This is a genomic window from Pseudomonas sp. GM50, from assembly GCF_000282375.1.
Classification (GTDB): Bacteria; Pseudomonadota; Gammaproteobacteria; order Pseudomonadales; family Pseudomonadaceae; genus Aquipseudomonas.
The window spans coordinates 42,094-67,851 of the sequence record NZ_AKJK01000044.1 but is presented as its reverse complement, the minus strand read 5'-3'; the positions used below and the strand labels follow the sequence as shown (position 1 = coordinate 67,851).

Below are 25,758 nucleotides of genomic sequence, written 5' to 3'. Positions count from 1 at the left end.
CAGGTGGTACAGGGACATGACGAAAGCCAGGGGTGACAAGGATTGGGTAAAGCGCTCGGCTCAGCCGTTGAAGATCGAGCGTATCGAAGCCTTTTTTGGCGGCCATGGGTTTACGCCGCATCGCCACGATACGTACGCCATCGGACGCACGCTGTCGGGTGTACAAAGCTTCCAGTACCGCAACACCAAGCGTCACAGCCTGCCCGGGAAAACCATCGTTTTGCATCCAGACGAGGTGCATGACGGTGAAGCCGGTACCGAAGCGGGTTTTCATTATCGGATGATCTACATCGAACCCGCTTTGATTCAGCAAGTATTAGGCGGCAAGCCCTTGCCCTTCATCGAGGGTGGTATATCGAGCGACCCACGGCTTTATGCCGCGACCCAGGTGCTACTGCAAAACCTCGACGCTTGCATCGAGCCCCTGGAAGAAGATGATGCCATTTACGATCTCGCGCAAGCGCTGGATGTGCTTTGTGGTCAACGCGGGCGGCGCAAGTCGTTTGACTTTGCTGCGGCTGAACGCGCGCGTGCGCTGATTCATGAGTCGCTGGATCGAGTCATTACCCTGGATGAATTATCGCAGGCCAGCGGTCGAGACCGCTGGAGCCTGAGCCGTGATTTTCGTGCGCTGTACGGTACGAGCCCCTATCGATACATGACTCAACGACGTCTCGATCTGGCAAGAGCGCTGATGTTCGGGGGCCACTCGATGGCGGAGGCGGCCGTCTGCGCAGGCTTTTTCGATCAAAGCCATATGACGCGCCAATTCGTCCAGACCTACGGCGTCTCACCCGGCCGGTGGATGAAGCGGCTGGGCCTTGTTTGAGGATGTTCCTGGGCTACTTGCACAATCATGCAATACGTAGCGTTGAGTCATCCCTAAAGTCAGGGCTCGATATCCTGGCTAATGAGGGCAACTCAAATGAATTCCCAACCCGGCGTGACGACCTGCACCGCGATTAACTTTGCCGAAAAACTGGCGTTGTTCAGCGAACAATGGGCGCCCAAGGTTATTGCCGAAATGAACGACTACCAGTTCAAGGTAGTGAAAATCGAAGGCGACTTTGTCTGGCATTCCCATGCCGACACCGATGAAACCTTCATCGTCCTCGAAGGCGATCTTCGCATTGATCTTCGAGAGGGGGCTGTCGTGGTCAGGCAGGGAGAAATGTACGTCGTCCCCAAGGGCGTCGAACACAAGCCTTACGCTGAGCGAGAGGTGAGGATGTTACTGATCGAGCCGCGTGGCGTGCTGAATACCGGCGATCAGGATGGAGAAAGAACCGCAATCAATGACGTCTGGATTTAGACGTCCTGGTAGTTTCTTCATCTCTGGGTGAGCAGGGCGCCTGAGAGCCTGGCGCCAGTTCAGCCGCCTCTATCGGTACATCTGCCAGCGATCGTTCAGGAGCGCAGTGTCATCCTCTGAATCAACCCCATTAGCGGCGTTTTCGTTGAAATGGGTCGATGGCATGTGGCGAAGCGCCTCTCGTCGGGAGACAAAGCAGCACTTTTGCGCTTTTCAGCTATTCTTCCGGCATCAGGATGGTGCCATTACGTACTGGCACACAATGCGCAGGGAAGGGAAGGCAAAATGGATGATGTGCATTGCGTGCAAGTTATCGCGGTAACTGGCGGTAAAGGTGGCGTGGGCAAGACAACGGTGGCGGTTAACCTGTCGCTGGCGCTGGCAAAAATGGGGCGGCGCGTCGTATTGCTCGACGCTGATCTGGGCCTGGCGAATATCGATATTCTGTTGGGGCTGACCCCGCGCTACACACTGGCCGATGTCATCGAAGGGCGTTGCGAGCTGTCCGAGGCGCTGTTGCCGGGGCCTGGGGGCATTCGTGTTGCCCCGGCTTCTTCTGGCTTGCAGAGCATGATTCATCTGGAGCCGGCGCAATACCGTGCGCTGATCCAGTCCTTTAGCGACATTGGCGATAAGCTGGATGTGCTGGTGATCGATACGGCCGCCGGTATCGGTGGCTCAGTGGTCAACTTCATCCGCGCGGCCCAGGAAGTGATGGTGGTCGTGTGCGATGAACCCACCTCGATCAGCGGCGCCTACGGGCTGATCAAGCTGCTCAACCTGAACTACGGTCTGCACCGTTTTCGGGTGTTGGTCAATATGACGGGCAGTCCGTCGGAAGGCCGCAATCTGTTTGCCAAGCTGGAAAAGATTACCGACATGTTCCTCGATGTCTCGCTGCAATACGTCGGCGCGATACCCAACGATGAATGCGCGCACAAAGCCGTGCAGAAGGGGCGTGCAGTGCTTGAAGCCTTCCCCCGTTCCAAATGCGCTCAAGCCTTCCAGGCCCTGGCTCACAACGTCGACACCTGGCCATTGCCGACTCATCCGAGAGGGCATGTGGAGTTTTTCGTTGAGCAACTTGTGCAGAATTCGGGCAGGTGAGGTGAAAGGCCTAATGCCAGTCAGTCAAGTCCCACAGGGGATTTCACTTAGCTGACTGGCATCACAACTTGTAGCCGATCTGCCGCAACAGATTCTTGCGCCACAGAATGTCTTCATCGCCTTCAATGTCTTTGGCACAAAAGCCATCCACCACGCCCAGAATCGCTCGTCCCTGTTCCGTCTCGGCAACAATCACTTCGGTAGGATTGGCTGTTGCACAAAAAATACGGCACACCTCTGGCACCATTTTGACGGTGTTCAATACGTTCAACGGATAGAAACCGTCGCCCAGAAAAATGATGAAGCTATGGCCCGCGGCAATGGTTTGCGCATTTTTCTGCGCCAGTTCGATCATGGCGGTATTGGTGCCGGACCATCGCACCAGGCATTTGCCGGAGGCTTCACAAAAGGCCACGCCGAACTGAATACCTGGCACGGCGTTGACCAACGCTTCATGAATATCCTCGACGGACTTGATGAAGTGCGTCTGGCCCAAAATGAAGTTCGTCTCTTGCGGCTTGTCGATTTTCAACGTGATGAGTTGCATTTCAAACGCCTCCTTTCACGATGCTGCGAACCAGAGTCTGGCCTCTAATCAAGCCGGGACGGTGTCTTGCTCTGCTGGCGGTGTCTCTGTGTGGACGCGAACATCCCCCAGTTTTCTGATCGTCGACTTGGGCAAGGTCGGGGCATCAAGCAGAATCGAATCAATGCGCTTGCGGATGTCCAAAACGATTGGGCCCAGGATCGCTTCGTCTTTGCCGCTGGCGATTTCGTCCTGAATTTCACGCGATATCGCCCCGAGTTTCTCGGCGGTGTCTTTGTGCCCGGCAGCCCGGGTGTCAAAGTTCAGGAAGGTCTGAACCGAACTCAATACCAGGGTCAGGAGTGACAGGACGCCGGCTACGTATTGGAGCCATACGGGCGAGGAGTCACTGATCGAGCCAAAGACACTGGCGCTGACGATCGCCGACAGCACCACGCAGGGGATGCCCAGTTTCCAGCTGAATTTCTCGAAATCCCGGGCACTGATTTCGTGTTCAATCTGCAACCGAACGATCATGCGATTCCATTTGGTCAGTAGCTCAAGCCGGCTCATGGTTGCAGTCCTTCGCAGGGTGATTGAAGTGAATATTAGTTATTATTTGGCCACCTGCTAGGGTTCAGGGACAGGACGCAGTTGAGCCGTCAGACCTTCTTCCTCTCGGAGCTGGCGGCTCATATCGTCGCAGCTTTGCGACCAGGTTGTCAGCCACGGCGACATCTCGGGTGACCGTTCAGCCAATCCAAGCTCCCGGACAAACTCGGCAGGTGGGACCGTGCCTTTGGCCGCGCGGAACAGACCCCGCATGATGACGACGCCAATCACCCGTCCTTTGCTCACGAAGCGGTGTTCCATAAAGCTCCACTTATCGTCCCAGCCGAGCATTTTTGTGTGAATCTCAAACGATTCGAACAGCTTCAGTTCTCGACGAAACTTGCCCCAGGTATCCCCGACGATCGGCACCGCCTTGTGGCGCAGAGCTACGCGGAAGGCGCCGCTGCGCAGGACGAAGTCCATGCGACCTATATCGGCCAAGGTGAAATAGCGGCCATTGGTGACGTGTCGGTTGAGGTCGAGGTCAAGCGGCCAGACGCGCATGCGGATGACGGTAGTGGCCAGCCCATCAACCGGCTTGCGCCATGGGCGACGAAACAGCATGAGGAACAGTCGAAACCAGAGATTCATAAATGCGCCGAGGGCTGAGTGGAGCGGTGCACTTTAGGACGGAGAAATCGGATAAGGTAGGTGCACAAATGACTTTTTTCATGCGAAAAGCGCAATCTGGATCATTCATTCATGCACGTTACTTTGCTACTGGCTGATCAATGTTCCGCCGCCAGCGCCACCTTGGCGCTGGAGGTGCTCAGTGCCGCCAACCTGTTCGCCGACACCACCAGCGCGCCGTTTGATGTGGTAGTCGCCTCTTTGGATGGCGGTGACGTCGCCGCGTGGGGCGGGCAGACGCTACGCGTGGACCGATCCATCGACGAAGTCTGTCGAACCGATCTGGTGGTGATCCCGGGGTTCCTCTTCACCCTGAAGGATGCCTTGCCTGCATTTGCAGGTTATGGGCCGTGGTTGCGCCAACAGCATGCGCAAGGTGCCGTTGTGGCTTCAATGTGTACGGCGACGTTCATGCTGGCCGAAGCGAGAATGCTGGACGGTATTCGTGCCACCACGCACTGGGCCTTTGCCGATCTTTTTCGCCGTCGATATTCCACGGTCTGTCTGGAGGAGGAGCAAATCCTTTGCGAGGATAATCGCGTCATCACCTGCGGGGGCGCGAGTGCTGCCATGGATCTTTTGCTGCACCTCATCCGTCGGTTCGCTTCATTGGAGCTGGCGCAGAAGTGTGGCAAATATTTGTTGGTCGACAACGTGCGCAGCGAGCAATCGGTCTATGTCATGTGGTCACTGCCGAAGAACCATGGGGATGGCGATATCTTGCGAGTTCAAGATTGGCTGGAGGATAACTTCCATCAGCCACTGTTGATCAATGACGTGGCCCAGCGATTCGGGTTCGGCGTCAGGAACTTCAAAAGGCGTTTCAAGGAAGCCACTGGGTATACGCCGCTGACCTACCTGCAAGCGCTACGCGTGGAGAGGGCAAAGCAGCTTCTTGAGTCAACACGAATGACGCTGGACAGCATCACTTACAAAGTCGGTTACGAGGATGGCAATTCCTTTCGCAGGCTTTTTCGGCAGCGAGTGGGCCTGCTTCCAGCGGCTTACCGGAAGAAGTTTCAACCGGGTGCGGGCTGAGTTGCTGTCAATCGCAGGTATTCCGCTCAGGAATGCGCCCATAAAAATCATGAATTTTCTTTATGGCATCGGATCTCGTAGCGTGTTTGCTCACCCTATGGAGATGCCCCCGTGAATGATTCCCGCCTGCGCCTGTACGTTGATGCTCAATTCACCAGCCCCTATGCCATGTCGGTTTTCGTGGCACTTCGCGAAAAGGGCATCGAATTCGAACTGAGCCCGCTGGACCTCGACGCGTTCGAAAACCAGTCGGAAGACTATGCCAGCCTCTCGCTGACCCAGCGTGTACCGACGCTCGTGCATGGCGATTTTGCCTTGTCTGAATCGTCGGCGATCACTGAATACCTGGAAGACGTTCTCCCTCAGACGCCGGTTTACCCGCAAGAGCTGACGCAACGCGCGAAGGCACGACAAGTCCAGGCGTGGCTGCGCAGTGATCTGCTGCCCATCCGGCAGGAGCGATCCACACTGGTGGTGTTTTATGGCCTCAAATCGGCGCCCTTGTCGCCCGCTGCCGAGTCGGCAAAGCGCAAGCTGATCGGTGCCGCACAAGCGCTGCTGGCTGACGGCCGCGAGTACTTGTTCGGGCAATGGTCGATCGCCGATGTGGATCTGGCCTTGATGCTCAACCGGCTGATACTCAACGGCGACGCCATGCCATCCGCGCTGGTGGAATACGCGCAGCGTCAATGGCAGCGGCCTGCGGTGCAGGAGTGGGTCAAACTGCAACGTCCTGCGCTGTAGTGGTGTGAAATCAGGTCAATTGCGCTCAATAAATTGCACGATCACCTGATTGACGATCTCGGGATGCGTAATCGGCCCCATATGACCGAGCCCCTCGAGCTCTACCACTTCAACGTTCGGCAGTGTGCCGGTCAGTAGCCGTGCCACTGCCCGTGAGGATGCCGGTGAATCCTTGCCGACCATGAAAAGCACCGGCAGGTTGAGCGAGCGGAACGCCTGCAATGGCGTCGGCTCGTTCAACAAGGCGTGAGCCCAGCCCTGCACATTGGCCACCGCGGCGGCGATGGACGGCTTGCGTTGTTCCGGGGTTTGCTCCCAGGCCCCGGCACCCATCCAGTAGTCAATGAAGTGCTGGGCCGCTGCGTCGAGGTTACCCGCTTCAAGCGCGAGCCCGGCGTTTGCGACGACTTCACGGATGGCATCCGCCTCATTGGGTGGGGGCGATTCGGCGTCGAGCAGGGCAAACAATGTTGGCTCATACAAAGCCATGGCGCGCACCCGGCCGGGGTTCTGCAACGCCGCGATCAATGCCACCGCGCCGCCATAAGAGTGTCCGACCAGAATGAGTGGTTCGCCGGCGCGGGCGAGCACCGGCTCGGCGAAACGCGCTTCTTCACTGAGGGTGACGATTCGATCGGTGGGCCACGCCGGGCTCTTGCCGGCGCCAAACGAGTCGAGCGCCAGAACCCGGAACGTTGCGGCCAGGTGATCTTGCAGTCCACGCCATTGCACCGAGTGACTCGCATTGGCGTGAAAGCAGACAACGCCCGGGCCTGCGCCAGCGTCCCGATAAAAGGGTTCGACGGGTTTCATTCTGGCTCTCCTGCAACGACGTTAAAGGGACGAAGAGAGTTCTAGATTAACTTCAAGGCTTCGGTGTAGCAGCCAGTCATGATGAAATAGCCGCCCGTTTTTGTTGTCAGCAACACCTGATTTGGAGCGCCACATGAAAAACGCCGCCGTCCTTACCTTCGCCTTGATGCTCAATACCGGGTTATTCAGCATGCAAGCCGAAGCGGCGGGGGATGCTGAAGCCGGTCAGAAACTGTTTAACCGCATCTGCGGCGGCTGTCATCAAGTAGGGACTTCGGCACGGGGGTCTTTTGGTCCACAACTCAATGCCATCTTCGGGCGTCCTGCGGGAAGCACGACGGACTACCAGTACTCAACCGCGATGAAATCATCAGGCCTCATCTGGACTCGCGAAACACTTACCGCCTATATCGAAGCGCCAAAAGAAGTGGTCCCCGGAACCCGGATGATTTTCTGGGGCCTCAGCGATCCGGAGAAGATCGAAAATCTGTTGGCCTACCTTCAGACATTTCAGCCGCAATAATCGATGCCTCATCAACCTGTTTTTGCAGTGCTGCATAAAGCCTGCACGGGTGATGTCAATGAGCTACTTCATCCGTTAAAGTATGCACCGCCCGAGAGACGGATCCCGGGTATTTCTAATGGAGTGACTCAGTGAATTATCTCAGCAAAGTTGTTGCCGTAGCCCTGTTCGGTCTGGTTCTGGCGGGTTGCACCGGCACCCCGATGAAGACTCAGCAGTACGACAGCAACCAGTACACCGTTGTCGGCCACAGTGAAGCGACCGCCACTGGCCTCCTGCTCTTCGGCGTCATCCCTATCCAGCAGAACAACCGTTTCATCCGCGCTCAGAATGCCGCAATCAAGGCCAAGGGCGGCGACGCGATGATCAATACCCAGGTGCAGGAAAACTGGTTCTGGGCTTGGGTCCTGACCGGTTACACCACCACAATCTCCGGTGATGTGGTCAAGCTGAAAACCGTTCAGTAAGCGACAGGCTCTGCCTTTGTGGCGAGCACGCTTGTGGCGAGCGAGCTTGCTCGCGCTGGGCTGCGTAGCGGCCCCAAAAATCCGACAGCAATTGCCGATTTTTGTGAGTGCTACGCACTCAAGCGGGAGCAAGCTCTCTCGCCACAGGTTTCCCTCTCATTGATCACACCTCACGCCCAGGCTTTACCGAGCTCCTCCAGACCGGCGTTTTGCAGTTCCAGCGGACTCATGACCACTCGGAATTTGCAGTTGGCCTGAAAGTTGAGAAAGAAGGGTTCCGCATATCCGGGAATTTCGGAAGGGTCTTCTATATCGATTAGAAAAATCCCACTTCGCATTCCATCCTGCTCAGTGAAATAAGCCGCCTCCGGCTTAATGGTTTCCAGGACGCGGTTCATGACTTCGCCGACTTTCCCCGACCTGACAAGCGCGTTGAAAGGCTCATGGGGAAACTCGACCATCAGTAGCATTTTCATTCTTCGATACTCTGTTGAGGTGGCGTGCTCCTTACCCGGATCCTTACTCCTGACGATGATGCCGCAAGCCGGGCGTTCAGCCGTGCCAGCGGTGGTGTGTGGTTAAGAATAGCGAAGGGATCGAGGCTGCCGGGGCAGAGTTACGGACGGTCGTTCTTGATGATTCAGCGCGAGGCGAAGGGGTAGGGCTTGTTGGCTGAAGTCATGCAGTCCTGGGATGAAGGCAGCTGTATGCAGCGCGGCTTTGGACGTTCAAAGAGGGACTCGCCAGCATCGCCTATGGAGGCGATGCTGGCTCACCGATCCCCGATTATTGCTGTACCGGTGTGCAGAGTTCTACCAACGTTCCGTCAGGGCATCGAACGTAGGAGACGATTTGTCCCCAGGGCTTGGCGCTTGGTGCGCAGATTTCGCTGGCTCCCGCCTTCAACGCTCTGGCATGCGCCGCCGGAACGTCCTCGGTCACCAGGCCTACTTCGATTCCAAGTGGTTTGGGGGACGAGTGTGCCGAGACATGCCCCGTGCTGAAGTTCATCGCGGCCAGTTCATCGGCGGCGAATGCCAGCGCGGTTTCCCCTGTTTCGAGTTCGCCGTAGGTGTTGGATTCATGGAGGAAGCGAACGCCAAGCCCGAAGGCTGACGAAAAGAACTGGAGTGAGGCAACAACGTCCGGGACGTAGATGATCATGTAGCCAAATTTCATAAGCGGGCATTCCTTGTCGTGTTTATGGAGTGGCAAAAATCACGGTTACCCAGGCAGGTTTGCCCGGTGTCTGTTCTTTCGAAAAGGTTAGAGGGTGTCATCATGATGTCATCGAACGAATGGCAAGCTCCTCGCAAACCGTCTTGAGCGCTCAGACGGAACGCCGTCTGCGGGCTGATGAATTTGCCAGGAATCCCCCCTATGAAAGGAGACGCCTCCCTGTTTGCGGCCATTGACTTGGGGTCCAATGCGTTTCGCATGATGATCGGCCAGTCGGTCAGGCGCAATCAGGGGTTCATGATCCAGGAAGTTAAAACCTTGCGAGAGCCTGTCCGTTTGGCGGAAGGGTTTCAGGGAGGGGCGCTGGACGAGCTGGCGCTGGATCGGGGATGGCAAGCGCTCGCGCGATTTGGCAAAAAACTGCGCGGCTTTGAGGCCGGTCGCGTGCGGGCAGTGGCGACCAGTGCCGTCCGCGAAGCCGATAATGCCCAACTGTTTCTGGCCAGCGCGGAGCGGCACCTGGGCTTTCGTATAGATGTCATCTCTGGGCATGAAGAGGCGCAACTGGTGTACGCCGGTGTTGCCCATACGATACCCAGTACTGAAAGTATGCGTCTGGTCGTGGATATCGGCGGCGGTTCTACTGAATTGATTCTTGGGCAAGGCACTCAGCCTCTCTTGACCGAGAGCATTGCCATTGGCAGCGGCACTTTTGGCGCGCGTTATTTTCAGGGCGGCTGCATATCGGCGAAGGCGCTCCTGGAGGCCGAGCGCGTGGCCACTCTGCAGTTTGAAAAAGTTACCCGCCGTTATCGCGCGCTGGGTTGGCAGCAGACTATTGGCTCTTCAGGTACTGCACGGATGCTGGCCAAAGTGCTCAAGGCCAATGGTTTGAATGACGATGGTCAAAGCGGCATCACCTACGGCGGTCTGCTGCGCTTATCGTTGCGTCTGCTGGAAGTGGGGCATGTTAAACAACTCAAATTGGCGGGCTTGCCACCCCATCGCCTGAGTATCTTGCCCGGTGGTCTGGTGCTCATGTTGGCGGCGTTCAAGGTATTCGGCATCTCGCACATGAGTCCTTCCGAACCGGGGTTAAGGTTGGGCGTTCTTCATGGCCTTATGTCCAAACACTAAATGACGTCGCTGCTGTAAGAACAGAATTGTTATTTAGATCAAAAAGAATGTCACTGTGAAGACCCGTTAGCGATGCTCGAGTATCAGCGCTGACCCTCTTTGATGATCCCGTCGGGCACTAAAAACGCATGAAAAAACCCGGCTGATGAGGCCGGGTTTTTTGGTTGAGTGTTGCGATAAAGCCACTCATTCATGCCGCACGATTCTGAATCAGACGATCCGAACCACCTTCAGCAACGCGGTTCTCGATCAAACGATCCGAACCACCTTCAGCAACGCGATTCTCGATCAGGCGATCCGAACCACCTTCGGCAACGCGATTCTCGATCAGACGATCCGAACCGCCTTCAGCGACGCGGTTCTCGATCAAACGATCCGAGCCACCTTCAGCGACGCGACTTTCGATCAGGCGATCCGAGCCGCCTTCAGCGACAACCGGGTGAGTAGAAGACATGGCAAAAGCGTTAACTGCAAAAACCGAGAAAGCGATACTGAGGATGATTTGGCGTTTCATGATGGTGTGCTCCGGGGTGTTATTGGTTGGGTATGGAGCGGATGTTACGCCGAGGATTTTTTATGAGAACTTCATTGACGTGATGGTGACTATCGATGCCAGCAATGGTTGAAACGTAGTGAGTAAATGCCGTGTCCACGCGTCTTTCCCTAGGTCTACAGGAACAGGTCGTAGGACAGCTTGCTGATCAGGATCACCAGCAACACCAGGAACAGAGTCCGGACAAAGGGCACGCCTTTATGAACCGCCAGCCACGTGCCGGTCAGCGCGCCCAGGATGTTGAATGCTGCCATGGGGATTGCGATGAGGTAGAGCACGTTACCCGTAGGAATGAAGAATATCAGCGCCGCTATGTTGGTCGCGATGTTCACCAGCTTGGCCGACGCCGAGGCATGAAGGAAGTCGAAGGCGAAGCAGCGGATAAACAGGAAGATCAGGAAGCTGCCAGTGCCGGGACCGAACAGTCCGTCGTAGAAACCGATGGCACCGCCGATGACGATCGCCAGCAATTTTTCCTTGGTACCGATGCGCATGGGTTTGTGCAGGGCGCCGAAGTCTTTTTTCCAGAAGGTGTAGATCGCCATCAGCACGATCAACACCAGCACCGCCGGCCGGATCATCGACTGGGGGACGGACGACACCGTGGCCGCTCCGAAGAAGGCCATGACAAAAGCCGAACAGGCGGCGGGGATCACCAGACCCCAGTCGATCACCACCTTGCGCACGAAGGTCCGGGCCGCGAATGCGGTGCCGCAGGCTGCCGCGACCTTGTTGGTGCCCAGCAGCGCCGCCGGTTGTGCCGTGGGCAGCACGTTGAACAACGCGGGTATCTGGATCAGTCCGCCGCCGCCCACCGCCGCATCGATCAGGCCAGCGGCGAAGGCGAATACGCAAAGGATGGCAATATCGATCATGAAATCAGGCTCTGACGATGAAGGGTGGGTGAGCGTCCGGCGGCTTCTACGCGTTTCATCGCATCGGCTGCCTGCGTCCTTGAGCAGGAAGGTTAACGGAAGGGCTTTTAATGTGTTGCAATACCACGTTGTGAAAAGTGCAACGAGGTGGCGCATGGCATTGGATATGTTGGGGGACTTTGAAGCCTTTGCGACGGTGGCTCGCAAGCGCAGCTTCGTCGCGGCGGCACGTACACTGGGGCGCTCCCCCAGCGCACTGACCCGCGCCGTTCAAGCCCTGGAGGAAAGTGTCGGGGTCAAGTTGTTCAATCGCTCCTCCAATGCCGTGAGCTTGACCGAGGCGGGTGAACGCTTGTTGCCCCACGCCTACAAAATGCTGGATCTGCAACGTGAGGCAGATGAAGACCTGGCCGGCATCAGCGGCCAAGCCTACGGCTGGGTCCGCTTTTCCGCCCCCGAGTTTCTCGGACACGGGGTATTGCCCCGGTTGATCGCGCAGTACAGCGAGCGTTATCCAGACGTGAACGTCGATGGGATTTTCACCGATGAAACCATCGACCCGGCCAAGAGCAAACTGGATTTCTCGATTCGTGGCGGGTATCCGCAATCCAGTGACCTGATCGGCTTTCCACTCTGGAGTTATTCACGTTACCTGTACGCCAGCCCCGGGTATTTGGAGCGGCGCGGGATGCCCGACTCCATCGAAGCGCTGGAGGCGCACTCGCTGATCCTGCACACGGCACCGCGGATTCTCAAGGAGTGGAATTTTCGCAGTGAGGCGCAGGCCATCAGCTTTCGGGCTGATCCCAAGTTTCGCTTCAACTCCGGTTCGGCGGTGTTCCAGGCGGCCCTGGCGGGCCTCGGCATCGCCCGCCTCGCGGACTGGATGGCCGAGCCCGAAGTGGAAGCGGGGCGCCTGCTGCGGGTCTGTCCCGAGTACAAACTCACCTCCAGCAGCGGTGAGAGCCCGCAGATGCACGCGGTGTACCCGGCCGGGAATCTGCCGCTGCGGGTGAAGTCGTTGTTGGAGGTGATCCGTGGTTTTGGCGATAGCCTTGATCGAAAGCATGACGCCGTATTGCAGCATGGTATTGAGCGTGTGGCAGCGCTGTGCGGCCATTCTGTTGGCCGGAAAGTTTTATGAGTGAAGCAAGCACTACCTTCGCACCTAACCGGAAGAAGCTCATGATCAGGGTGTTACCAAAGAACGAACTCAAGGAGCTTTCGGTGAAAGCCGAGGCATACGGTTTAACGCTGAGTGATCTTGCCTCCACTTGCGACAAGTTCGGTGTTTCACCGCAAGATGTGCTGAACGAGCTGTCCGTCGCGGTTGCGGAGGGCTATCTACAGGGATCTTTGATCTATGATTTTTGCGACGGTGTAATGAATGGGATCATAAATGCCGTGGTTGAAGTGGGTATGACTGACGATATGCCTCAGCCCGCTTTCTCGCTTTACCAAGCGTTCGATCAAGGTGAATGGATCCGCAGTAACGACCCACCGGAGACTGACCCGAGTGAGAAATACACGAAGCCGGTGGTCCAGGAAATAATGCGTGCCCTTAGAGGCTAGCTTTCACAGATCGAACTTTCAGGCGTGGATCGAACGTCCGCTCTTGGCTGTGGATTCAACCGGTCGAAGCACCGCTATCGGCCCAAGATCCAAAACGCGGTCAGCACAACGACTTCTGGTAATAGAGCCGGGTATGTCCCGGTGGATAGTCTGCCAGGCGTCCGAATTCGGAGTAACCAAGTTTTCGATAAAACCCGGGAGCCTGAAAGCTGAAGGTCTCCAGCCAGATACCAATGCAGTGTTTTTTCTGCGCAACTTCTTCAGCCATGCGCATTAGCCGTTCTCCGATACCCTGACCACGCATCGACTCGGGAACGCTGATAAGATCGATGAGCAGCCATCGATAAGAGACCTTGCCGTACAGCCCGCCAATAACTTCATTGCTGTCAGCGTCTCGTAGCAACAGAGCAAAAGTTTCATAGGCGTCGTCTCCACCGTTGGCCAGGTTATGGGCCAGCAATGGGGTCAAAATTCCTATTCGCTCTGCTTCAGTCGCATTTTCCGAAAGCTGAATTTCTACAGACATGGCGCTCTCCCTGAGCAGTGAGTAACTGGCTCAACAAGGTATCCCATTCAGTGAATACAACAAGTCATCCGTTTTATTGATGGCCTGAATGAGTCCTTTTGGCCGATTGTTGCCTGTCACGACCGACTGAAATCGAATCAAAGTAGTCCCTTATGCAGTCTTGTCCCAATAAAAATGGATGTACTCATCTTCGTACGTTATTCCGCCGCCCTGAGCGTGTTGATCTGGACTATGAGCGTTGAAGTATCGGCGGTTTCCACGAACAGGTCATAGGCCTCCAGGTAGAGGTATGCATTACTTGTCTTCAGGGCGTTATTGGTGGCGCAAGTAACCTTGCGGGCCATGCCTTGCAGTGAGGCGACTGTTTGTGTGGCTGGAAGGGATTCACCTACCGAACACATAAATTTCTGCACGAATGGTTTGCCATTGCTCTGAGTGAAGTGTTTGCTGTAGGCGATAGCACTCCCGGGTTTGAGCTTTTGCCAATCGCCATCCAAGTCGATGTTCGTGAGGGTGCTTTGCTGATTGGTTTTTCCCGCGAGTTCAGTGCTGCTTGTCGCGGCAAGTTCGATCATCCCGCGCCAGAGCAGGCTCACACGCTGGCTGCCCAGTGCCCCCGTCGCTTGCTCGCGCCATATGCCGTGGGCCGGGCCCGGTTGCAGATACAAGTCCATTGGGTGGTCGTTGACCACGGCGCGCGGCACGAGCGGGGAGCTAGCGTTGTACGTGAACTGCAAATGGCTGAGCGTGTGGGTCGCTTGTCCTTGAGGCAGGGCGCTGACCTGTGCCAACAATGTCGCCGGTAGCTCCGGTGTACGCATGTCGGGCGGTAATTTTTGCCGAGTGACTGGCGTGGCGAGTTTCGCCAGGTTGGCGGGCTCGGCGCACACAGCGCCAATCAGTCGGGCGCGTTGCTCTTTGTCCAATGCACTGTCAATTGGCTGAACAGGCGGCGGCAGCAAGACCTGATCGCCTAAACGATAAGCCAGGCGGGTGCTGGCTTGGCGGGTAGCACAGTCGACCTCGACACGCTCGAACTGGCGACCGTAGGGCTTCCCTTCGCTTTCGTCCAGACGGGTGCGCCCAAAGTCGATGCCCGCCCAGATCGAACGTCGGGAGTTCTCGATGGCCAGGGTGCCCGAGTCCAATAACAAGAGGTCTTCGCTGTCACCGGGAAGCTGCTTCCAAGCGCTGTCCCGGACCGCGTGGCACATCTGCTGAGCGATATTCCGCGCCGTGTCTGCTGGCAGAACATAAGGGCTGCTCCACCTCTTTGCATCTCGATAATCCATGGCTAATGTCAACGCATCGCAGGCCGCGAAAAGCCGGGCCTGGGTGGCTGGCTCGGTGCCTTCAGCCGGTACGTCAACCATCACCAAGGCAGTTTGGGCGAGCCTGAAAGTGCTATCCAATGGCAGCGGCCGGGATTGTACCCGGGTCGCCATGGCTCGATTTTTCGCCTCGCGCGCGACAGCCTCGCGCTTATAGTAATCGGCCAACCCGTTGCCTTGCAGGGCACAACCCGTCAGGGTCACAGCGATGGCGGCGCCCGCCAGGCGAAATAGAACATTCACTGCAAACAGCTCCTTGGCACCCCCGGAATTCATCGCGATAGCGGGCGCGTACTTTGTAGGGTAATTGTAGTTTTGACGTTATTTGCGGCGTGGCCGAGACAGTGTCCCGTGGTAGTCGGAGGCCAAGAAATATCGAGGAAACTGCACTCCGAGTTTGTGTGGGGAACTCATGGACGGTCTTTCGTCGGTATCTGAGTATCGAGCCCATCTGCAAATCGGCTTAACAATCAAAAACTTTAGGGCGGGGGGAGGGCGAACCTCAAAAGAGACTTCTCTGTTCTCTCCCAGGCGGACGGGCAACGATTCCATCTACTTACGTTCAAGCTTCAGCCAGAGCCGCCGACAATAACTGTTTGCCATCTTAAATTCGGCTAACGGCTCCTGCCTGCAGTACTCAATGGACGACTCCCAATGCTCAAATGCTTACTACCACTTGTTGTTGTCTTGTCCCTGACTGGCTGCTCAAGCAATTCGCAAAGCCAATACACAGATCAGGTCCAGTCCAGCAATACACCAATCGCTCATTCATTCCAGGAAGCCATTCGCCAGTCACCGGCCACTCCACTGCCGATCAATCGTGGCCTGTTTCCGGTGCGATGGGAGATCAGCCCAGCAGAACCACGCATTGTCATGGGGACGCAGCAAGGCAACTACCGACTGTTCAACTTCCGTTTGCTCAAGGGCCAGACTTACGTGATCAACGTCAGCTCAATGTGCAACAACATGTGCGTGGGGTTTGCGAAAAGTGCTCTGAAACCCAAGGCAGTGGTGCTCGATGCTCAAGGTAATATCGTGGCTGATAATTTGGTCGGCCCCAATGCTCTGGCAATTGAATCGTCCGGCGTCGCGCCAGCCGATGGCACCTACTTTTTGCTGATTGCTGCGGATAACCGAGCCCCGGGGGAGCAGGTTTCTATCATCAACACACCGATAGCAGGGTACCCAGGTGTGAATATGCCGATAGGTATGTCAAGCGCGCCGTTCGGCAAAGTCATCGCTTATGTCGAGTTTCCAAACGAACCATAAGAGGGGCATGAGCCAATGCCGGCACTTTACCCTGCCTCTCTCTCCTAGCATGATGGGCCGCCCGCACCAATGCCAAAGATGCCGGACTTTCGTGGTGAATAGGAACTGCAGTTGAACGAACAGACATTGTCCATGCGCCTGGAGCGCGTGGCGGCGCATGTACCAGCAGGTGCACGCCTGGCCGATATCGGCTCGGATCACGGCTACCTGCCAGTGGCGTTGATGCGCCGTGGCGCCATCGCGGCGGCGGTGGCCGGCGAGGTGGCATTGACGCCGTTCCGCTCGGCCGAACGCACCGTGCGCGAGAACGGCCTGGACCAGCGGATCACCGTGCGCCTGGCCAATGGCCTGGCGGCGATCGAACCGGGAGACGGGATCACGGCGATCAGCATCTGCGGCATGGGCGGCGAGACGATCCGCGACATTCTCGACAGCGGCAAGGCGCGGCTGAACGGCCAGGAGCGCCTGATCCTGCAGCCCAATGGCGGCGAGCAGCCTCTGCGCCAATGGCTGATGGAAAATGGCTACCGCATCCTCTGCGAGGAAGTACTGCGGGAAAATCGCTTCTACTACGAGATCATCGTCGCCGAACGCGCCGGGCCGGTGATGTACACCGCCGAGGAGCTGTACTTCGGCCCGCTGCAGATGCAGGCACGCAGCCCGGCGTTCCTGTCCAAGTGGCAGCGCATGCTGCGCCAGAAGCAGAAGACCCTGACCGACTTCGCCCGGGCGCGGCAGGCCGTGCCGGAAGAGAAGGTGCAAGACCTCACCCGGCAGGCCCGGTGGATCACCGAGCTGCTGGCTTGAGCACTGCGATTATCTTGGGGGCGCTTGGTTCAGGACTACGCTAAAGCTATGCGCGTCGACGATTAATTGTCACCCACTGTTCGCGCTGCGTCCGTCCCTGGAGCGCCCAATGCCGCCCATCACCACGCGCCTGGTGGCGCTGTTTGTTCTTTGCCTGACGCTTGAAGTGTCAGCCCAGACCAACGCCTGCCCAGCTGGCGAGAAACAAGTGTGCCTGGACGGCTGCATCTGCCTGCCAGACGTGGGACAGGTGCTCGGTCCCCTGCCTGATGGCATCTACCAGGTCGCGGCACCTGCCCTCGCGCTGTGGCTGACCCAAGCCCGTGCTGAAGCAGCCAACGGCGGTATCCAACCCATTCCACCGCACATCCGAGAGCAAATGCAGCGCTGGTACGACCCCAGCGTCCTCGATGCCGCGCGCTACAAAGTTAGCGACAACGGCCAATTCAACGCCGCGACTGCCATGCTGCAAAACCCCGATGTCGGAGCCGTGACGCTGATCGACATCATCCTCTTCCGGGACGCTCAAACCGCAGAACAGAACATCGCGCTCTGGGCTCACGAACTAAAGCATGTACAGCAGTATCAGGAATGGGGGGTAGAAGGATTTGCCCAGCGGTATACACAAGACTTCAATGCTGTGGAGGCACCGGCTTATGCCATACAGGCTGAGGTCAGACGGTCGGTGCGGGAAGGGGCTTACTGAAGAGTAGCGACGGCGAATTTACGTGTGCATGGATATGCACATTTTAGTCATCCGTATGAACCGAACCTCTATACGTTCCCGGGCAATTGATGCCGCAATCGACTCTCTCGATGGAGCCTTCTTCAAAGCTCTTTGCGAGCCGTCGCGGGCTTTAGAACCCCCCGAAACCGATAAACCAGGGAAGCGTATCGCCTCTATGCCCTTCATACTCCGATTTCCTTCCAAGCTGCTTTCGACAATAAAACAAACTGATCATTGCCGGGATAAATAACAAGTTGAACAACCATTGAAACGCATCTGTTGATTTCAAGGTGATCGCCGCAAGTAAGTTGATTAGAACCAGACCAATGATTAAAAGGTTATATCTAATATGTCGACGTTTTATTAAAGCAAAGCTTTCCCAATCATAAATCAGCCATTCGTGGGAAAATTCGTCGCATTCAGGGCACTTATGGGGTGGTGGGATTTTGTCTCCGATATAACCACAGCCAGGGCATCGAAATTTCATGGCGTTATCCACTATCAGGTGACATGCCATGTCGCGTTTCCAGTCGCGGTAAGCGCGAGATCTATCGAGGGGAAACGCGACTGGGTTGACGGCACGCCCGGCTATGGTAAAGAGGGTAGCAGGGCACCACCTGTTTTCCACTAGTCTGTCCACCGACTGCTTTGTGGTCGATTGCTGCCTGTCACGAGGGGCTGCAACCGGCCAGAAGCGGCCTTTCACCTGTCGGTATTTCAGAAATACAATAGCGACAATTCAATAGAATTAGCTATGTCATCTTATACTTGGGAAACATGGTGCTTACCCATAATATCTCTCCACTGGGGGTTCCGATAACTTCAACGGCTTGGAAATTTATAGTTCTTCCGTATTCATCTATTCCTGTACCTATTGCAGCTCTGAAGTTGTAGTAATAGGTATGGACGGGAGCACCGTCGTAGCTCCAGCTGAATGCGCAAGCACCATGATCTACGACATATTTCGCTACTCCACCTAAGCCGCTACTATTGTCCAGAAAGGCAGAAGTGAAATTCGAGCCGCTTTCGCCATTTGGGCCATGCCGGTCATTTATATGAGAGATAACGGGTGCTGTAATGACAGTTATCATAGTTTCATTCGTTCCTGATCGAAGCTTCCCTTCAAAGGAAATCACCACAAATAATATGGCGATTATTTCATGTCATACAAAACATACGTTGTGATCATGGCCTGACTATTAAGGAGGCGCTTGGGGAGCGTAGTACAAATCTTGGCTCAAGCGTGTGGGCATACGCGACGCCGGCGGGATGCGTTGGCCAGGCTGGAATCGCAGCGTGGAGAGTAATGAATAGGTTTTGGTTCTAAAGATACATTCGACCGAGCACTTCGGCGGGAAGTGTCAGGGCATGACTGACCGCTTCTGGCCGACTGCTGCCCGTCTCGAAGGGCAGAAATCGACCCATAGCTGACGTTGGCGACAGACAGCAATCGGCCGAGGGTGTGTAAAAACGTTTTGAGTACGACAGGTACTCAAAACCGGCGCTTCTACGCGAAATCCACATCTGCTGACGTGCCGATGAATTTCAGATTTAACGTAGACGCGCACACTTCAATTTTGGGCGAAGCGTTTTTACACACTCTGGGCCAAAGCGGCCTTTATGGTCCTTGCTACACATTGCGCCGATCTCAAAGGTGCCAATCATCTAAGGTGTGGGGCAGTGTCTGGTCGAATCACTGTTCACTTACCACTTTGCAGGAAAGCAGTTTTTTCAAAACGTTGTGGATTGACAACGCCAGTCTGACGTCCAGATACTGTACAGGTAAAGTATTTGGAAACAAGGTGGCAGATGAACGCCGTACACATTATTTTCGGCCCTCTCGGGGCCGGTAAGTCGACACTAGCTCGGCAGATAACGGCCCAGCTAAACGCTGTCAGCTTCTCGATTGATGAATGGATGCAGCGTCTATACGGCCCAGATCTGCCTCAGCCCCTTAGCCTGGAATGGGTGCTTCCCCGTGTTAGGCGTTGCGAGGCGCAAATATGGGAAACGTGCGTGCAGGTTCTAGCGTCGGGCAAGGACGTGGTGCTGGATCAAGGCTTTATGACGAAAGCAGACCGCACTCAAATCCGACTGCAGGCCCACAACGCGGGCTATGAGGTGCTTATCCACTTCGTAAATGCCGATAAGCCGCTACGCCGTGAGCGCTTACTGCAACGAAACCTGGAAAAAGGCGCGGGCTATTCGTTCGAAATTACGGCCCAAATGTTCGAGGCCATGGATGCACGCTTTGAACACCCATCCCCATCCGAACTGAAGGAGTGTTGCAATGTCTGACCACACACCGGGTGCGGAAGGCACTTCGCCCTCAACACTTGAACGCTATATCCGCATATCTCGGGCATACACTGCCGCCACTCGGCGTATCGACGCCAAGCTCTCCGCCGTGCATGGGTTGAGCTTTAGCGACTTCATGATTCTGCATCATCTTAAGCAAGCCCACGGCGGCAGGCTTCGTCGTGCAGATTTGGCAGAGTGCATGGGCTTAACCGCGTCAGCCGTAACCAAGTCCCTTCTGCCCTTGGAAAAAATAGGTTGGGTATCTCGCCAAAGCGATCCCCGCGATGCCCGCGTTGGTTATGCGTGCTTAACCCCCGCGGGCGCGCAGCTCGTTGACGACGCGGTGCTGACTGCAGAGAGTTCGTGCCAGGAGGCTTACCAAGCCATCTTCGGCGAGATGACCGTCACCCTTGAGCCAACCGCCGCGAGCGAGTGATAGGTCGCTAAGACAAGTTTACGCATGTGCACTTGGATAACTGAGAAGCATCCGACGGCATATAGGCGGTTTGCGCACCGTATTTTTCGTATGTCTGAAAAGGGTGAGGCCATTGAAATTAAAGTTCAGCCACGTGGATGTTCTCGTCGAAGACCTTGAAGAAGCGTGCAGGTATTACGCCCGAGTTTTCAGCGCCAGGATTTCAAAGACACTTGATTGGCAGCGCGACGGTTTGCATGTGCGCTATGCGATCGTCATGTTTGGAGCGAAGCGCCTTATGTTAGTGCAACCGTTTACCGGAAATCTCAAGGCGCTGATGGACTCCAACGGCGAAGGCACGATCTACCGTCACTGCTATTCCACACCGGACATTGAGGCAGCGTACGACGAATTGATCGATGCAGGAGTCCAGCCGGAAAATGAGAACGGAAAACCACTGTCCCGCGATAATCTGCAATCGCCAAGTGGGACACGCATCATTTGGTTGCCGAAACGCTTTGGGCATTTTTCTATTGAGCTGCTTGAAGAGAAAGAGCTGGAGGCATTTATCAAGGATGCCTTTGCCGAGGAACCTGCACAAATCTTCTAAACGTTCTTTTCCATTGCGCGGTAATTTAGTCGTCCGTACAGATCAACGCTGAACCATTGCCTATGGAGCCTATCCGTGGATAGACGCAACTGGATTGAGCTGTCCCAGGACGCCGATACCGGGATTGAATCGATTCGTGCCCATTTTCAGGGGCATGCCTACGATCCGCACTGGCATGACAGTTTTCTGGTGGGGGTCACCGAGCAGGGCGTGCAGCAGTTCAATTGCCGGCGCGTTCGCCATCTCAGTACGCCGGGCAAGGTATTCATGCTGGAGCCGGGGGAGATCCACGATGGGCATGCGCCGACCGAGGAGGGGTTTACCTATTCCATGCTCTACCTCGATCCGCACTGGCTGGAGCGGGAGTTGCACGCGTTGTTCGAGCACGCGCCGGCCAACAGTCAGCCAGGTTTTGCCGACACCCTGAGCCAGGATCCGCGCCTGGCCACTGCCATTTTTCAAGCCTTCCACGCGCTCCATGAGCGCGATTTGCGCATTGTGCGCCAGAGCGCCATCGACACCTTGTTGGGGGCGCTCACTGGTCACCTTGATTGGCGCAAGCGTCAGGCCTTTGATCCGCGCCTGCCGTGGGGGGCCCAGGTGGCGCGTGACTATTTGCATGCCCATGTCTACGAAGACATCGGGCTGGATGATCTGGCCCAAGCCTGTGGTGTTGATCGCTTTCGCCTGACGCGGGCTTTCAAGGCAGCCTTTGGGCTGGCGCCTCATGCTTATTTGATCCAGCTGCGCCTGGCCAAGGCGCGACAGCTGCTGGCGCGGGGCGAGTCGCCGGCGCAGGTGGCCAGTGCGCTCGGGTTCGCCGATCAAAGCCATATGGGGCGCTGGTTCCGCCGTGCCTACCAGCTCACACCCGCGGATTACCGCAAGCGCTGCTCAAACCTTCCAGACTGAATCCCGCTGACCCGCGACCATGGTTTCCTACTTGATCAAGGAGTCCATGCCATGGAGTCGTTACTGCCTTTCCTGCTGTTTGCGTTCGTTGCCTCGATTACTCCGGGGCCGACCAATATTCTGGTGTTGAGCCACAGTTCACGGCGGGGGCTGGGTGCCACGCTGCCGATCATTTTTGGCGCATGTGTGGCGGCAGCGCTGATTGTGTTTGCAGTCGGGCTCGGGGTGGGCGAGACGCTGCTGCGGTTTCCCCGTGTGCAGCAGGCGATGGCTTGGGCCGGGGTGCTCTGGTTGAGTTGGCTGGCCTGGCAAATCTTTCAAAGCGCGCCGCCGTCCCTGGACGCGACCGCCCTGCAGGACGAGGGGCTCAGCGTGTTCGGCGCCGCCACCCTGCAATTGGTCAACCCCAAGGTCTGGATGATGGCGGTGGCAGTGGTGAGCGTATTTGTCAGTGGCGGCGACAAGACCCTGCGGCTGGTGGTGTTGTCGCTGATGTTTCTGTTGGTCTCCTTGCCGTGCATGACCCTATGGGCGTTGCTCGGCGTGGGTAGTGCTCGGGCTTTTGGTTCGCCCCAGGCGTTCAAGCGCATGAACACGGCACTGGCTTTTTTACTGCTGGTGTCGGCCTGGTTGACCGTGCTGGTGTAGATCGAATATTGCCCGGGCAGGGCGATGTAAGTCACAGCTTGCTGTCACTCATCTAAATCAAAAGGCCAAGCCGATATTCGTGCTCTGTCCCTTCTTGCCCAGATATCGGTTCGATCAAGAAGCCACACCGTTTGAGTACTTTTGCCGAGCCGATATTTGCAGCGTATACGTTGGCAACCAGTTGTTTAAGGTTCCAATGCAACTGCGCCTCCTGGATCAGATGCCTCACCGCCAGCGTTGCCAGTCCCTGTCCGCAAGCGCTTTGAGCAATCCGGTAGCCGACTTCTGCCGACCCCTCGGAGATATCGATGCCTTTCAGGTTTGCTCGACCCACTATTTTTCCGCCGGCATCTTCGAGGACAAATGGGTGCCAGGTTCCGGCGGCAAAGTCAGATAAATAAGCCGCAATGTGGTCGGCGACGCCCTGCACCGAGTAAAAAGCAGCATCGCGAGCGTCAATGAAACGCTCGAACCACTCGCGATTGTCCATTTCAAATGTCAGCAACGCCTCAGCGTCAGTACTTTGCAGGGTACGAATTCTGACGGGGTTCATAAGGTCGCTTCCCTTCAGGCACCAGAATCAGGTTTCGGATTGATGAGCCGCCCAGTGTTTCATCTCTTCGCCAATGAAGTGGTTCACCAGGTCGCTGTACATCTTCTCGATGGCATCCGGGCTCAAGCCTTCGGCCTCGGCCCACTCGCGACGTGTCGCCAGCATCGCCTTGAAACGCTCCGGCGCACGCACCGAAGTCGCCGAGGTCTTGAACTTCGAGGCCGCCAGTACGTACTGAAAACGCTTGCCCAACAGCTTGATAACAACCTGATCAAGGGCATCGATTTCGCGTCGGATGTCCTCCATGCCTGCACACTCTGGGGGTTGCAACTGATTGATGACTTCCATGTAAGTGACTCCGTTTGCTGAAAAATATCGTGAAGTACTTCTTAAACACCGCCGTATTGATACACCGTTGCACTCCAATACTGGCTGCCGTTAGTTTTTTGCCGAGTCCATCCATCTGCAACCAGTTGTTTGGCGATCATTCGATTCATAAAGCCATGACCGAGCAGTAGAACCGGTCCTTCGCTGGCAAGGGACTGAAGTCGTTGAGCTGCCGTGCTGGCGCGCATCTTCGCAGTGCCGACGGATTCGACTTTGCGTGAGTAACCGCACAACCATAAGACTCGAAGGATAAATGCCCAGGTAAACGGCGATAGCCGTGGCAGTTTCCAGTGACCATAAGGCAGTTGCGCCTCACGGAAAAGCGCGTCGACGAGGCCGGGTTTCAGGCCAAGAGCCTGGACGGAAGTCAGCGCACGAGGCGCGTTGCTTGAGACAATCACCGTGGCGGTTGCGGCGAGCTGCATGCTGGCATCCGGGACGGGTTGGTTGGTAATTTCGGACTGGTTGTAGTGTTCGATCCAGTCTTTCATATCGAGCGCTGACATTTTGTCGGTTGCGACCAGCTTTGGCTGGCCGTGACGCATCAGGATTATTGTCCTGCTCACTGTATGTTTACGTCCTTGTTCAGGTGTGCGGTCAATGTGGAAGGAGTGCGGTTCCGGGAACTTAAGGTTTGACTCTCAAACCAATCGTGATCGCGGTACCACGCCACGGTGTCGGTGATTGTCAGCTCTAGTGGCCGGAAACTCAGGCCAAGCTCTTGTTCACTCTTGCTGTGGTTGAAACAGGTGCGGTCCTTCTCTCGTACCAACAGGCGCAACGTGGCCATGCTCAGCAGAATGGGCTTGCCGGTAATACGCGCATAGATCTCCTGCACCGCCGCCAAGGTGTATAGCAAGGGCAGCGGTAGTTGTCGAACGGGCGTCTTGACGCCCGCTATACGTCCCAGAACAGGCACCAGCTCACGCATTGTCATATGCCGGCCCGCCGCGAGATAGCGCTCACCGCGCCGTCCATGTCTGGCTGCGGCAATCTGCGCCAACGCCACATCGCGGGCATCGACAATGGAGAAACTGCCGGGGATCAGTCCGGGCAATTTGCCGCGCACGACATCGTTAACCAACTGTCCGGAGGAGGTCGGGCCAATGTCGGCAGGGCCCCACATCCAGCCAGGCAGGACCATGCAGGCATGCATCTCGGGATGGCGTTCCAGGAACGACAAGACGACACGGTCGGCGAGGATCTTGCTGCGGTAGTAGTCATCCGCATCGGCGTCGGCCCGCAGGCAAGTTTCATCGATTGACGTACCGGGTGCGCCGTCAAGCACGGCAATGGAAGAGGTATGGATGAAACGTCGGATACCGGCGTTGTAGGCCTGGGCAAGCAGGCGCCGCGTACCCTCCACGTTAATCTTTTCGAGTTCCTTCCAGTGACTGCCACCCTTGTAGTTGTCGCGAAAGAACGCGGCGGTATGAAACACCGTATCGCAGCCTTGCAGCGACGCTGCGAACGCGTCGACATCGGCCATGTCGCCAACGACCAGTTCCACACCCTGCAAATGCTTGAACTGCTGTTCACCTTTGGCTCTTGAACGAACCAGGGCTTTGACCGCGCAGCCACGAGCGATCAGTTCACGCACCAGGTTGTTGCCCAACAAGCCGGTTGCGCCAGTAACGAATACGCTGTGCATCGCTCAACCCTCAGCCTGCGCGGCTAAAAAATGACATCAACACCGCACTGTCGAAGAAGACCTCTTCACGGATGGCCAGCCCCTCTTTGAAGGTGAAGTGTGCGGCGTAGTACACGGCAATGTGGCGCCCATGGGGTGGAATCACCCGGTCCGGCAGCACTAATGGTGCGGTGAAGGTGCCGGTCAGGAAGGCGGTCAGTGCCAAACGATCGTCACCGACGGCAAATGGGCTGAAGGTCAGTTGGGCATCGGGGAACGCTTCGAGTAATGCGATTTCTCGTTTGCGCATCGATTCGCGACCGGTTTGCATCCCCATCCCATCGAAGTAGATGAAGTCTTCGCAAACCAGCGTAAGCATCGCTTCCACATCACGGCGATTGAAGGCGCTGGCGGCGCGTTCCGCAAAGTCGTTGGGGCCAGTAGTCATACAGTCCGTTCCATTCCATTCGTTTCGAGGGCGTGTAGATATACCTTTGAGGCCTCTGCCGAAAAACAGCGACTGCTGCATAATGGCTTTGCACATTTGCAAATCA

The 25,758-nt window shown here is 56.4% G+C and carries 34 protein-coding genes; 18 read left to right on the top strand and 16 right to left on the bottom strand.

Going from position 1 to position 25,758, the window contains the following annotated elements; genetic code table 11:
• Positions 1-16 precede the first annotated feature (16 nt).
• From PMI30_RS19400 to PMI30_RS19410, 3 genes are all read left to right on the top strand, one after another.
• Positions 17-829 (top strand): AraC family transcriptional regulator, encoded by an 813-nt coding sequence (locus PMI30_RS19400; protein WP_008008514.1) that lies wholly within the window; start codon positions 17-19, stop codon positions 827-829.
• A 96-nt stretch (positions 830-925) separates the two neighbouring features.
• On the top strand, positions 926-1,312 hold the full coding sequence (locus PMI30_RS19405; RefSeq protein WP_008008513.1) for a cupin domain-containing protein: 387 nt from the start codon (positions 926-928) through the stop codon (positions 1,310-1,312).
• A 285-nt stretch (positions 1,313-1,597) separates the two neighbouring features.
• Positions 1,598-2,419 (top strand): MinD/ParA family protein, encoded by an 822-nt coding sequence (locus PMI30_RS19410; protein WP_008008512.1) that lies wholly within the window; start codon positions 1,598-1,600, stop codon positions 2,417-2,419.
• Between the two features lie 61 nt (positions 2,420-2,480).
• Here PMI30_RS19410 and PMI30_RS19415 read toward each other — a convergent pair whose 3' ends face one another.
• From PMI30_RS19415 to PMI30_RS19425, 3 genes are read right to left on the bottom strand one after another with little or no spacing between them, the layout of a single operon-like run.
• Entirely contained in the window at positions 2,481-2,966 is a 486-nt protein-coding gene (locus PMI30_RS19415) for an adenosine-specific kinase (RefSeq protein ID WP_008008511.1), read from the bottom strand.
• Between the two features lie 48 nt (positions 2,967-3,014).
• The gene (locus tag PMI30_RS19420; protein ID WP_007904837.1) at positions 3,015-3,518 is read right to left on the bottom strand and encodes an SLATT domain-containing protein; all 504 of its coding nucleotides are present in this window, start codon (positions 3,516-3,518) and stop codon (positions 3,015-3,017) included.
• A gap of 57 nt (positions 3,519-3,575) precedes the next feature.
• Positions 3,576-4,148: a thioesterase family protein gene (locus PMI30_RS19425; RefSeq protein WP_008008508.1), complete on the bottom strand. Its 573-nt coding sequence runs from the start codon at positions 4,146-4,148 to the stop codon at positions 3,576-3,578.
• 111 nt (positions 4,149-4,259) lie between these two features.
• Here PMI30_RS19425 and PMI30_RS19430 point away from each other — a divergent pair, with 111 nt between their 5' ends.
• A complete protein-coding gene (locus PMI30_RS19430; RefSeq protein WP_008008506.1) occupies positions 4,260-5,225 on the top strand; it encodes a GlxA family transcriptional regulator in 966 nt (321 codons plus the stop codon).
• 111 nt (positions 5,226-5,336) lie between these two features.
• Positions 5,337-5,969, top strand: a complete 633-nt coding sequence (gene yfcF, locus PMI30_RS19435; RefSeq protein WP_008008504.1) for a glutathione transferase — start codon at positions 5,337-5,339, stop codon at positions 5,967-5,969.
• Positions 5,970-5,984: 15 nt separating this feature from the next.
• Here the strand turns inward: yfcF and PMI30_RS19440 are convergent, their stop codons facing one another.
• The gene (locus PMI30_RS19440; protein ID WP_008008502.1) at positions 5,985-6,782 is read right to left on the bottom strand and encodes an alpha/beta fold hydrolase; all 798 of its coding nucleotides are present in this window, start codon (positions 6,780-6,782) and stop codon (positions 5,985-5,987) included.
• Between the two features lie 133 nt (positions 6,783-6,915).
• Here PMI30_RS19440 and PMI30_RS19445 point away from each other — a divergent pair, with 133 nt between their 5' ends.
• Both PMI30_RS19445 and PMI30_RS19450 read left to right on the top strand, forming a co-directional pair.
• On the top strand, positions 6,916-7,305 hold the full coding sequence (locus PMI30_RS19445) for a c-type cytochrome (RefSeq protein ID WP_008008497.1): 390 nt from the start codon (positions 6,916-6,918) through the stop codon (positions 7,303-7,305).
• Between the two features lie 131 nt (positions 7,306-7,436).
• Entirely contained in the window at positions 7,437-7,772 is a 336-nt protein-coding gene (locus tag PMI30_RS19450) for a hypothetical protein (protein WP_008008496.1), read from the top strand.
• A gap of 170 nt (positions 7,773-7,942) precedes the next feature.
• Here the strand turns inward: PMI30_RS19450 and PMI30_RS19455 are convergent, their stop codons facing one another.
• A complete protein-coding gene (locus PMI30_RS19455; RefSeq protein ID WP_007904829.1) occupies positions 7,943-8,248 on the bottom strand; it encodes a hypothetical protein in 306 nt (101 codons plus the stop codon).
• Positions 8,249-8,558: 310 nt separating this feature from the next.
• Positions 8,559-8,951, bottom strand: coding sequence for a VOC family protein (locus tag PMI30_RS19460; RefSeq protein ID WP_008008493.1), 393 nt, complete (start codon positions 8,949-8,951; stop codon positions 8,559-8,561).
• A gap of 201 nt (positions 8,952-9,152) precedes the next feature.
• Between PMI30_RS19460 and PMI30_RS19465 the strand changes: the two genes are divergently transcribed.
• Positions 9,153-10,088, top strand: a complete 936-nt coding sequence (locus tag PMI30_RS19465; protein WP_008008491.1) for a Ppx/GppA family phosphatase — start codon at positions 9,153-9,155, stop codon at positions 10,086-10,088.
• A 190-nt stretch (positions 10,089-10,278) separates the two neighbouring features.
• Here the strand turns inward: PMI30_RS19465 and PMI30_RS19470 are convergent, their stop codons facing one another.
• Together PMI30_RS19470 and PMI30_RS19475 are read right to left on the bottom strand one after the other, a co-directional pair.
• Positions 10,279-10,602: a hypothetical protein gene (locus PMI30_RS19470; protein ID WP_008008489.1), complete on the bottom strand. Its 324-nt coding sequence runs from the start codon at positions 10,600-10,602 to the stop codon at positions 10,279-10,281.
• A gap of 155 nt (positions 10,603-10,757) precedes the next feature.
• Positions 10,758-11,516: a sulfite exporter TauE/SafE family protein gene (locus tag PMI30_RS19475; protein ID WP_008008487.1), complete on the bottom strand. Its 759-nt coding sequence runs from the start codon at positions 11,514-11,516 to the stop codon at positions 10,758-10,760.
• Between the two features lie 154 nt (positions 11,517-11,670).
• On the opposite strand from PMI30_RS19475, the gene PMI30_RS19480 reads away from it, so the two are divergent.
• Together PMI30_RS19480 and PMI30_RS0129600 are read left to right on the top strand one after the other, a co-directional pair.
• Positions 11,671-12,660: a LysR family transcriptional regulator gene (locus PMI30_RS19480; RefSeq protein WP_008008483.1), complete on the top strand. Its 990-nt coding sequence runs from the start codon at positions 11,671-11,673 to the stop codon at positions 12,658-12,660.
• On the top strand, positions 12,657-13,088 hold the full coding sequence (locus PMI30_RS0129600) for a hypothetical protein (RefSeq protein WP_050562553.1): 432 nt from the start codon (positions 12,657-12,659) through the stop codon (positions 13,086-13,088). Before PMI30_RS19480 ends, PMI30_RS0129600 begins: the two co-directional genes overlap by 4 nt.
• Before the next feature lie 100 nt (positions 13,089-13,188).
• Here the strand turns inward: PMI30_RS0129600 and PMI30_RS19485 are convergent, their stop codons facing one another.
• Positions 13,189-13,614 (bottom strand): GNAT family N-acetyltransferase, encoded by a 426-nt coding sequence (locus PMI30_RS19485; protein ID WP_008008479.1) that lies wholly within the window; start codon positions 13,612-13,614, stop codon positions 13,189-13,191.
• Between the two features lie 197 nt (positions 13,615-13,811).
• The gene (locus PMI30_RS19490) at positions 13,812-15,188 is read right to left on the bottom strand and encodes a hypothetical protein (protein ID WP_238541980.1); all 1,377 of its coding nucleotides are present in this window, start codon (positions 15,186-15,188) and stop codon (positions 13,812-13,814) included.
• Between the two features lie 411 nt (positions 15,189-15,599).
• Here PMI30_RS19490 and PMI30_RS19495 point away from each other — a divergent pair, with 411 nt between their 5' ends.
• The 3 genes from PMI30_RS19495 to PMI30_RS19505 all read left to right on the top strand — a co-directional run bounded on the left by PMI30_RS19495 (position 15,600) and on the right by PMI30_RS19505 (position 17,727).
• On the top strand, positions 15,600-16,214 hold the full coding sequence (locus tag PMI30_RS19495) for a hypothetical protein (protein WP_008008475.1): 615 nt from the start codon (positions 15,600-15,602) through the stop codon (positions 16,212-16,214).
• Positions 16,215-16,325: 111 nt separating this feature from the next.
• Positions 16,326-17,021 (top strand): tRNA (adenine(22)-N(1))-methyltransferase, encoded by a 696-nt coding sequence (locus tag PMI30_RS19500; protein ID WP_008008473.1) that lies wholly within the window; start codon positions 16,326-16,328, stop codon positions 17,019-17,021.
• Between the two features lie 109 nt (positions 17,022-17,130).
• Positions 17,131-17,727 carry an eCIS core domain-containing protein gene (locus PMI30_RS19505; protein WP_008008471.1) on the top strand — a complete coding sequence of 199 codons (597 nt, stop codon included), beginning with the start codon at positions 17,131-17,133 and terminating at the stop codon, positions 17,725-17,727.
• 151 nt (positions 17,728-17,878) lie between these two features.
• Here the strand turns inward: PMI30_RS19505 and PMI30_RS0129595 are convergent, their stop codons facing one another.
• On the bottom strand, positions 17,879-18,265 hold the full coding sequence (locus PMI30_RS0129595) for a hypothetical protein (RefSeq protein ID WP_081501265.1): 387 nt from the start codon (positions 18,263-18,265) through the stop codon (positions 17,879-17,881).
• Positions 18,266-19,557: 1,292 nt separating this feature from the next.
• On the opposite strand from PMI30_RS0129595, the gene PMI30_RS19510 reads away from it, so the two are divergent.
• From PMI30_RS19510 to PMI30_RS19525, 5 genes are all read left to right on the top strand, one after another.
• Positions 19,558-20,046: an AAA family ATPase gene (locus PMI30_RS19510; RefSeq protein WP_008008469.1), complete on the top strand. Its 489-nt coding sequence runs from the start codon at positions 19,558-19,560 to the stop codon at positions 20,044-20,046.
• A complete protein-coding gene (locus PMI30_RS0129590; protein WP_008008467.1) occupies positions 20,039-20,485 on the top strand; it encodes a MarR family winged helix-turn-helix transcriptional regulator in 447 nt (148 codons plus the stop codon). The genes PMI30_RS19510 and PMI30_RS0129590 overlap by 8 nt, the downstream gene beginning before the upstream one ends.
• A 112-nt stretch (positions 20,486-20,597) precedes the next feature.
• Positions 20,598-21,074 carry a VOC family protein gene (locus PMI30_RS19515; protein WP_008008466.1) on the top strand — a complete coding sequence of 159 codons (477 nt, stop codon included), beginning with the start codon at positions 20,598-20,600 and terminating at the stop codon, positions 21,072-21,074.
• Positions 21,075-21,149: 75 nt separating this feature from the next.
• Positions 21,150-21,986, top strand: a complete 837-nt coding sequence (locus PMI30_RS19520; protein ID WP_008008464.1) for an AraC family transcriptional regulator — start codon at positions 21,150-21,152, stop codon at positions 21,984-21,986.
• Positions 21,987-22,037: 51 nt separating this feature from the next.
• Positions 22,038-22,634: a LysE family translocator gene (locus PMI30_RS19525; protein WP_008008462.1), complete on the top strand. Its 597-nt coding sequence runs from the start codon at positions 22,038-22,040 to the stop codon at positions 22,632-22,634.
• Positions 22,635-22,686: 52 nt separating this feature from the next.
• Here the strand turns inward: PMI30_RS19525 and PMI30_RS19530 are convergent, their stop codons facing one another.
• From PMI30_RS19530 to PMI30_RS19550, 5 genes are read right to left on the bottom strand one after another with little or no spacing between them, the layout of a single operon-like run.
• The gene (locus tag PMI30_RS19530; protein ID WP_008008461.1) at positions 22,687-23,187 is read right to left on the bottom strand and encodes a GNAT family N-acetyltransferase; all 501 of its coding nucleotides are present in this window, start codon (positions 23,185-23,187) and stop codon (positions 22,687-22,689) included.
• A 27-nt stretch (positions 23,188-23,214) separates the two neighbouring features.
• Complete coding sequence (locus PMI30_RS19535; RefSeq protein WP_008008459.1) at positions 23,215-23,535, bottom strand: isochorismate lyase; 321 nt, start codon at positions 23,533-23,535, stop codon at positions 23,215-23,217.
• A gap of 41 nt (positions 23,536-23,576) precedes the next feature.
• Positions 23,577-24,119, bottom strand: coding sequence for a hypothetical protein (locus PMI30_RS19540; RefSeq protein WP_008008457.1), 543 nt, complete (start codon positions 24,117-24,119; stop codon positions 23,577-23,579).
• Positions 24,120-24,136: 17 nt separating this feature from the next.
• Positions 24,137-25,225, bottom strand: a complete 1,089-nt coding sequence (locus PMI30_RS19545; protein ID WP_008008455.1) for an SDR family oxidoreductase — start codon at positions 25,223-25,225, stop codon at positions 24,137-24,139.
• Positions 25,226-25,235: 10 nt separating this feature from the next.
• Positions 25,236-25,652, bottom strand: coding sequence for an ester cyclase (locus PMI30_RS19550; RefSeq protein ID WP_008008453.1), 417 nt, complete (start codon positions 25,650-25,652; stop codon positions 25,236-25,238).
• Positions 25,653-25,758: the final 106 nt, after the last annotated feature.

Excerpts from the sequence above, each read along its gene's own strand:
- PMI30_RS19430 (WP_008008506.1), top strand. The coding sequence starts at position 4,260 with ATGCACGTTACTTTGCTACTGGCTGATCAATGTTCCGCCGCCAGCGCC.
- PMI30_RS19460 (WP_008008493.1), bottom strand. The coding sequence starts at position 8,951 with ATGAAATTTGGCTACATGATCATCTACGTCCCGGACGTTGTTGCCTCA.
- PMI30_RS19415 (WP_008008511.1), bottom strand. The coding sequence starts at position 2,966 with ATGCAACTCATCACGTTGAAAATCGACAAGCCGCAAGAGACGAACTTC.
- PMI30_RS19505 (WP_008008471.1), top strand. The coding sequence starts at position 17,131 with ATGCCGCCCATCACCACGCGCCTGGTGGCGCTGTTTGTTCTTTGCCTG.
- PMI30_RS19465 (WP_008008491.1), top strand. The coding sequence starts at position 9,153 with ATGAAAGGAGACGCCTCCCTGTTTGCGGCCATTGACTTGGGGTCCAAT.
- PMI30_RS19445 (WP_008008497.1), top strand. The coding sequence starts at position 6,916 with ATGAAAAACGCCGCCGTCCTTACCTTCGCCTTGATGCTCAATACCGGG.
- PMI30_RS0129600 (WP_050562553.1), top strand. The coding sequence starts at position 12,657 with ATGAGTGAAGCAAGCACTACCTTCGCACCTAACCGGAAGAAGCTCATG.
- PMI30_RS19440 (WP_008008502.1), bottom strand. The coding sequence starts at position 6,782 with ATGAAACCCGTCGAACCCTTTTATCGGGACGCTGGCGCAGGCCCGGGC.
- PMI30_RS19400 (WP_008008514.1), top strand. The coding sequence starts at position 17 with ATGACGAAAGCCAGGGGTGACAAGGATTGGGTAAAGCGCTCGGCTCAG.
- PMI30_RS19540 (WP_008008457.1), bottom strand. The coding sequence starts at position 24,119 with ATGCGTCACGGCCAGCCAAAGCTGGTCGCAACCGACAAAATGTCAGCG.
- PMI30_RS19510 (WP_008008469.1), top strand. The coding sequence starts at position 19,558 with ATGAACGCCGTACACATTATTTTCGGCCCTCTCGGGGCCGGTAAGTCG.
- PMI30_RS19480 (WP_008008483.1), top strand. The coding sequence starts at position 11,671 with ATGGCATTGGATATGTTGGGGGACTTTGAAGCCTTTGCGACGGTGGCT.
- PMI30_RS19485 (WP_008008479.1), bottom strand. The coding sequence starts at position 13,614 with ATGTCTGTAGAAATTCAGCTTTCGGAAAATGCGACTGAAGCAGAGCGA.
- PMI30_RS19470 (WP_008008489.1), bottom strand. The coding sequence starts at position 10,602 with ATGAAACGCCAAATCATCCTCAGTATCGCTTTCTCGGTTTTTGCAGTT.
- PMI30_RS19405 (WP_008008513.1), top strand. The coding sequence starts at position 926 with ATGAATTCCCAACCCGGCGTGACGACCTGCACCGCGATTAACTTTGCC.
- PMI30_RS19530 (WP_008008461.1), bottom strand. The coding sequence starts at position 23,187 with ATGAACCCCGTCAGAATTCGTACCCTGCAAAGTACTGACGCTGAGGCG.
- PMI30_RS0129590 (WP_008008467.1), top strand. The coding sequence starts at position 20,039 with ATGTCTGACCACACACCGGGTGCGGAAGGCACTTCGCCCTCAACACTT.
- PMI30_RS19495 (WP_008008475.1), top strand. The coding sequence starts at position 15,600 with ATGCTCAAATGCTTACTACCACTTGTTGTTGTCTTGTCCCTGACTGGC.
- PMI30_RS19525 (WP_008008462.1), top strand. The coding sequence starts at position 22,038 with ATGGAGTCGTTACTGCCTTTCCTGCTGTTTGCGTTCGTTGCCTCGATT.
- PMI30_RS0129595 (WP_081501265.1), bottom strand. The coding sequence starts at position 18,265 with ATGGCATGTCACCTGATAGTGGATAACGCCATGAAATTTCGATGCCCT.
- PMI30_RS19535 (WP_008008459.1), bottom strand. The coding sequence starts at position 23,535 with ATGGAAGTCATCAATCAGTTGCAACCCCCAGAGTGTGCAGGCATGGAG.
- PMI30_RS19455 (WP_007904829.1), bottom strand. The coding sequence starts at position 8,248 with ATGAAAATGCTACTGATGGTCGAGTTTCCCCATGAGCCTTTCAACGCG.
- PMI30_RS19425 (WP_008008508.1), bottom strand. The coding sequence starts at position 4,148 with ATGAATCTCTGGTTTCGACTGTTCCTCATGCTGTTTCGTCGCCCATGG.
- PMI30_RS19545 (WP_008008455.1), bottom strand. The coding sequence starts at position 25,225 with ATGCACAGCGTATTCGTTACTGGCGCAACCGGCTTGTTGGGCAACAAC.
- PMI30_RS19550 (WP_008008453.1), bottom strand. The coding sequence starts at position 25,652 with ATGACTACTGGCCCCAACGACTTTGCGGAACGCGCCGCCAGCGCCTTC.
- PMI30_RS19420 (WP_007904837.1), bottom strand. The coding sequence starts at position 3,518 with ATGAGCCGGCTTGAGCTACTGACCAAATGGAATCGCATGATCGTTCGG.
- PMI30_RS19475 (WP_008008487.1), bottom strand. The coding sequence starts at position 11,516 with ATGATCGATATTGCCATCCTTTGCGTATTCGCCTTCGCCGCTGGCCTG.
- PMI30_RS19410 (WP_008008512.1), top strand. The coding sequence starts at position 1,598 with ATGGATGATGTGCATTGCGTGCAAGTTATCGCGGTAACTGGCGGTAAA.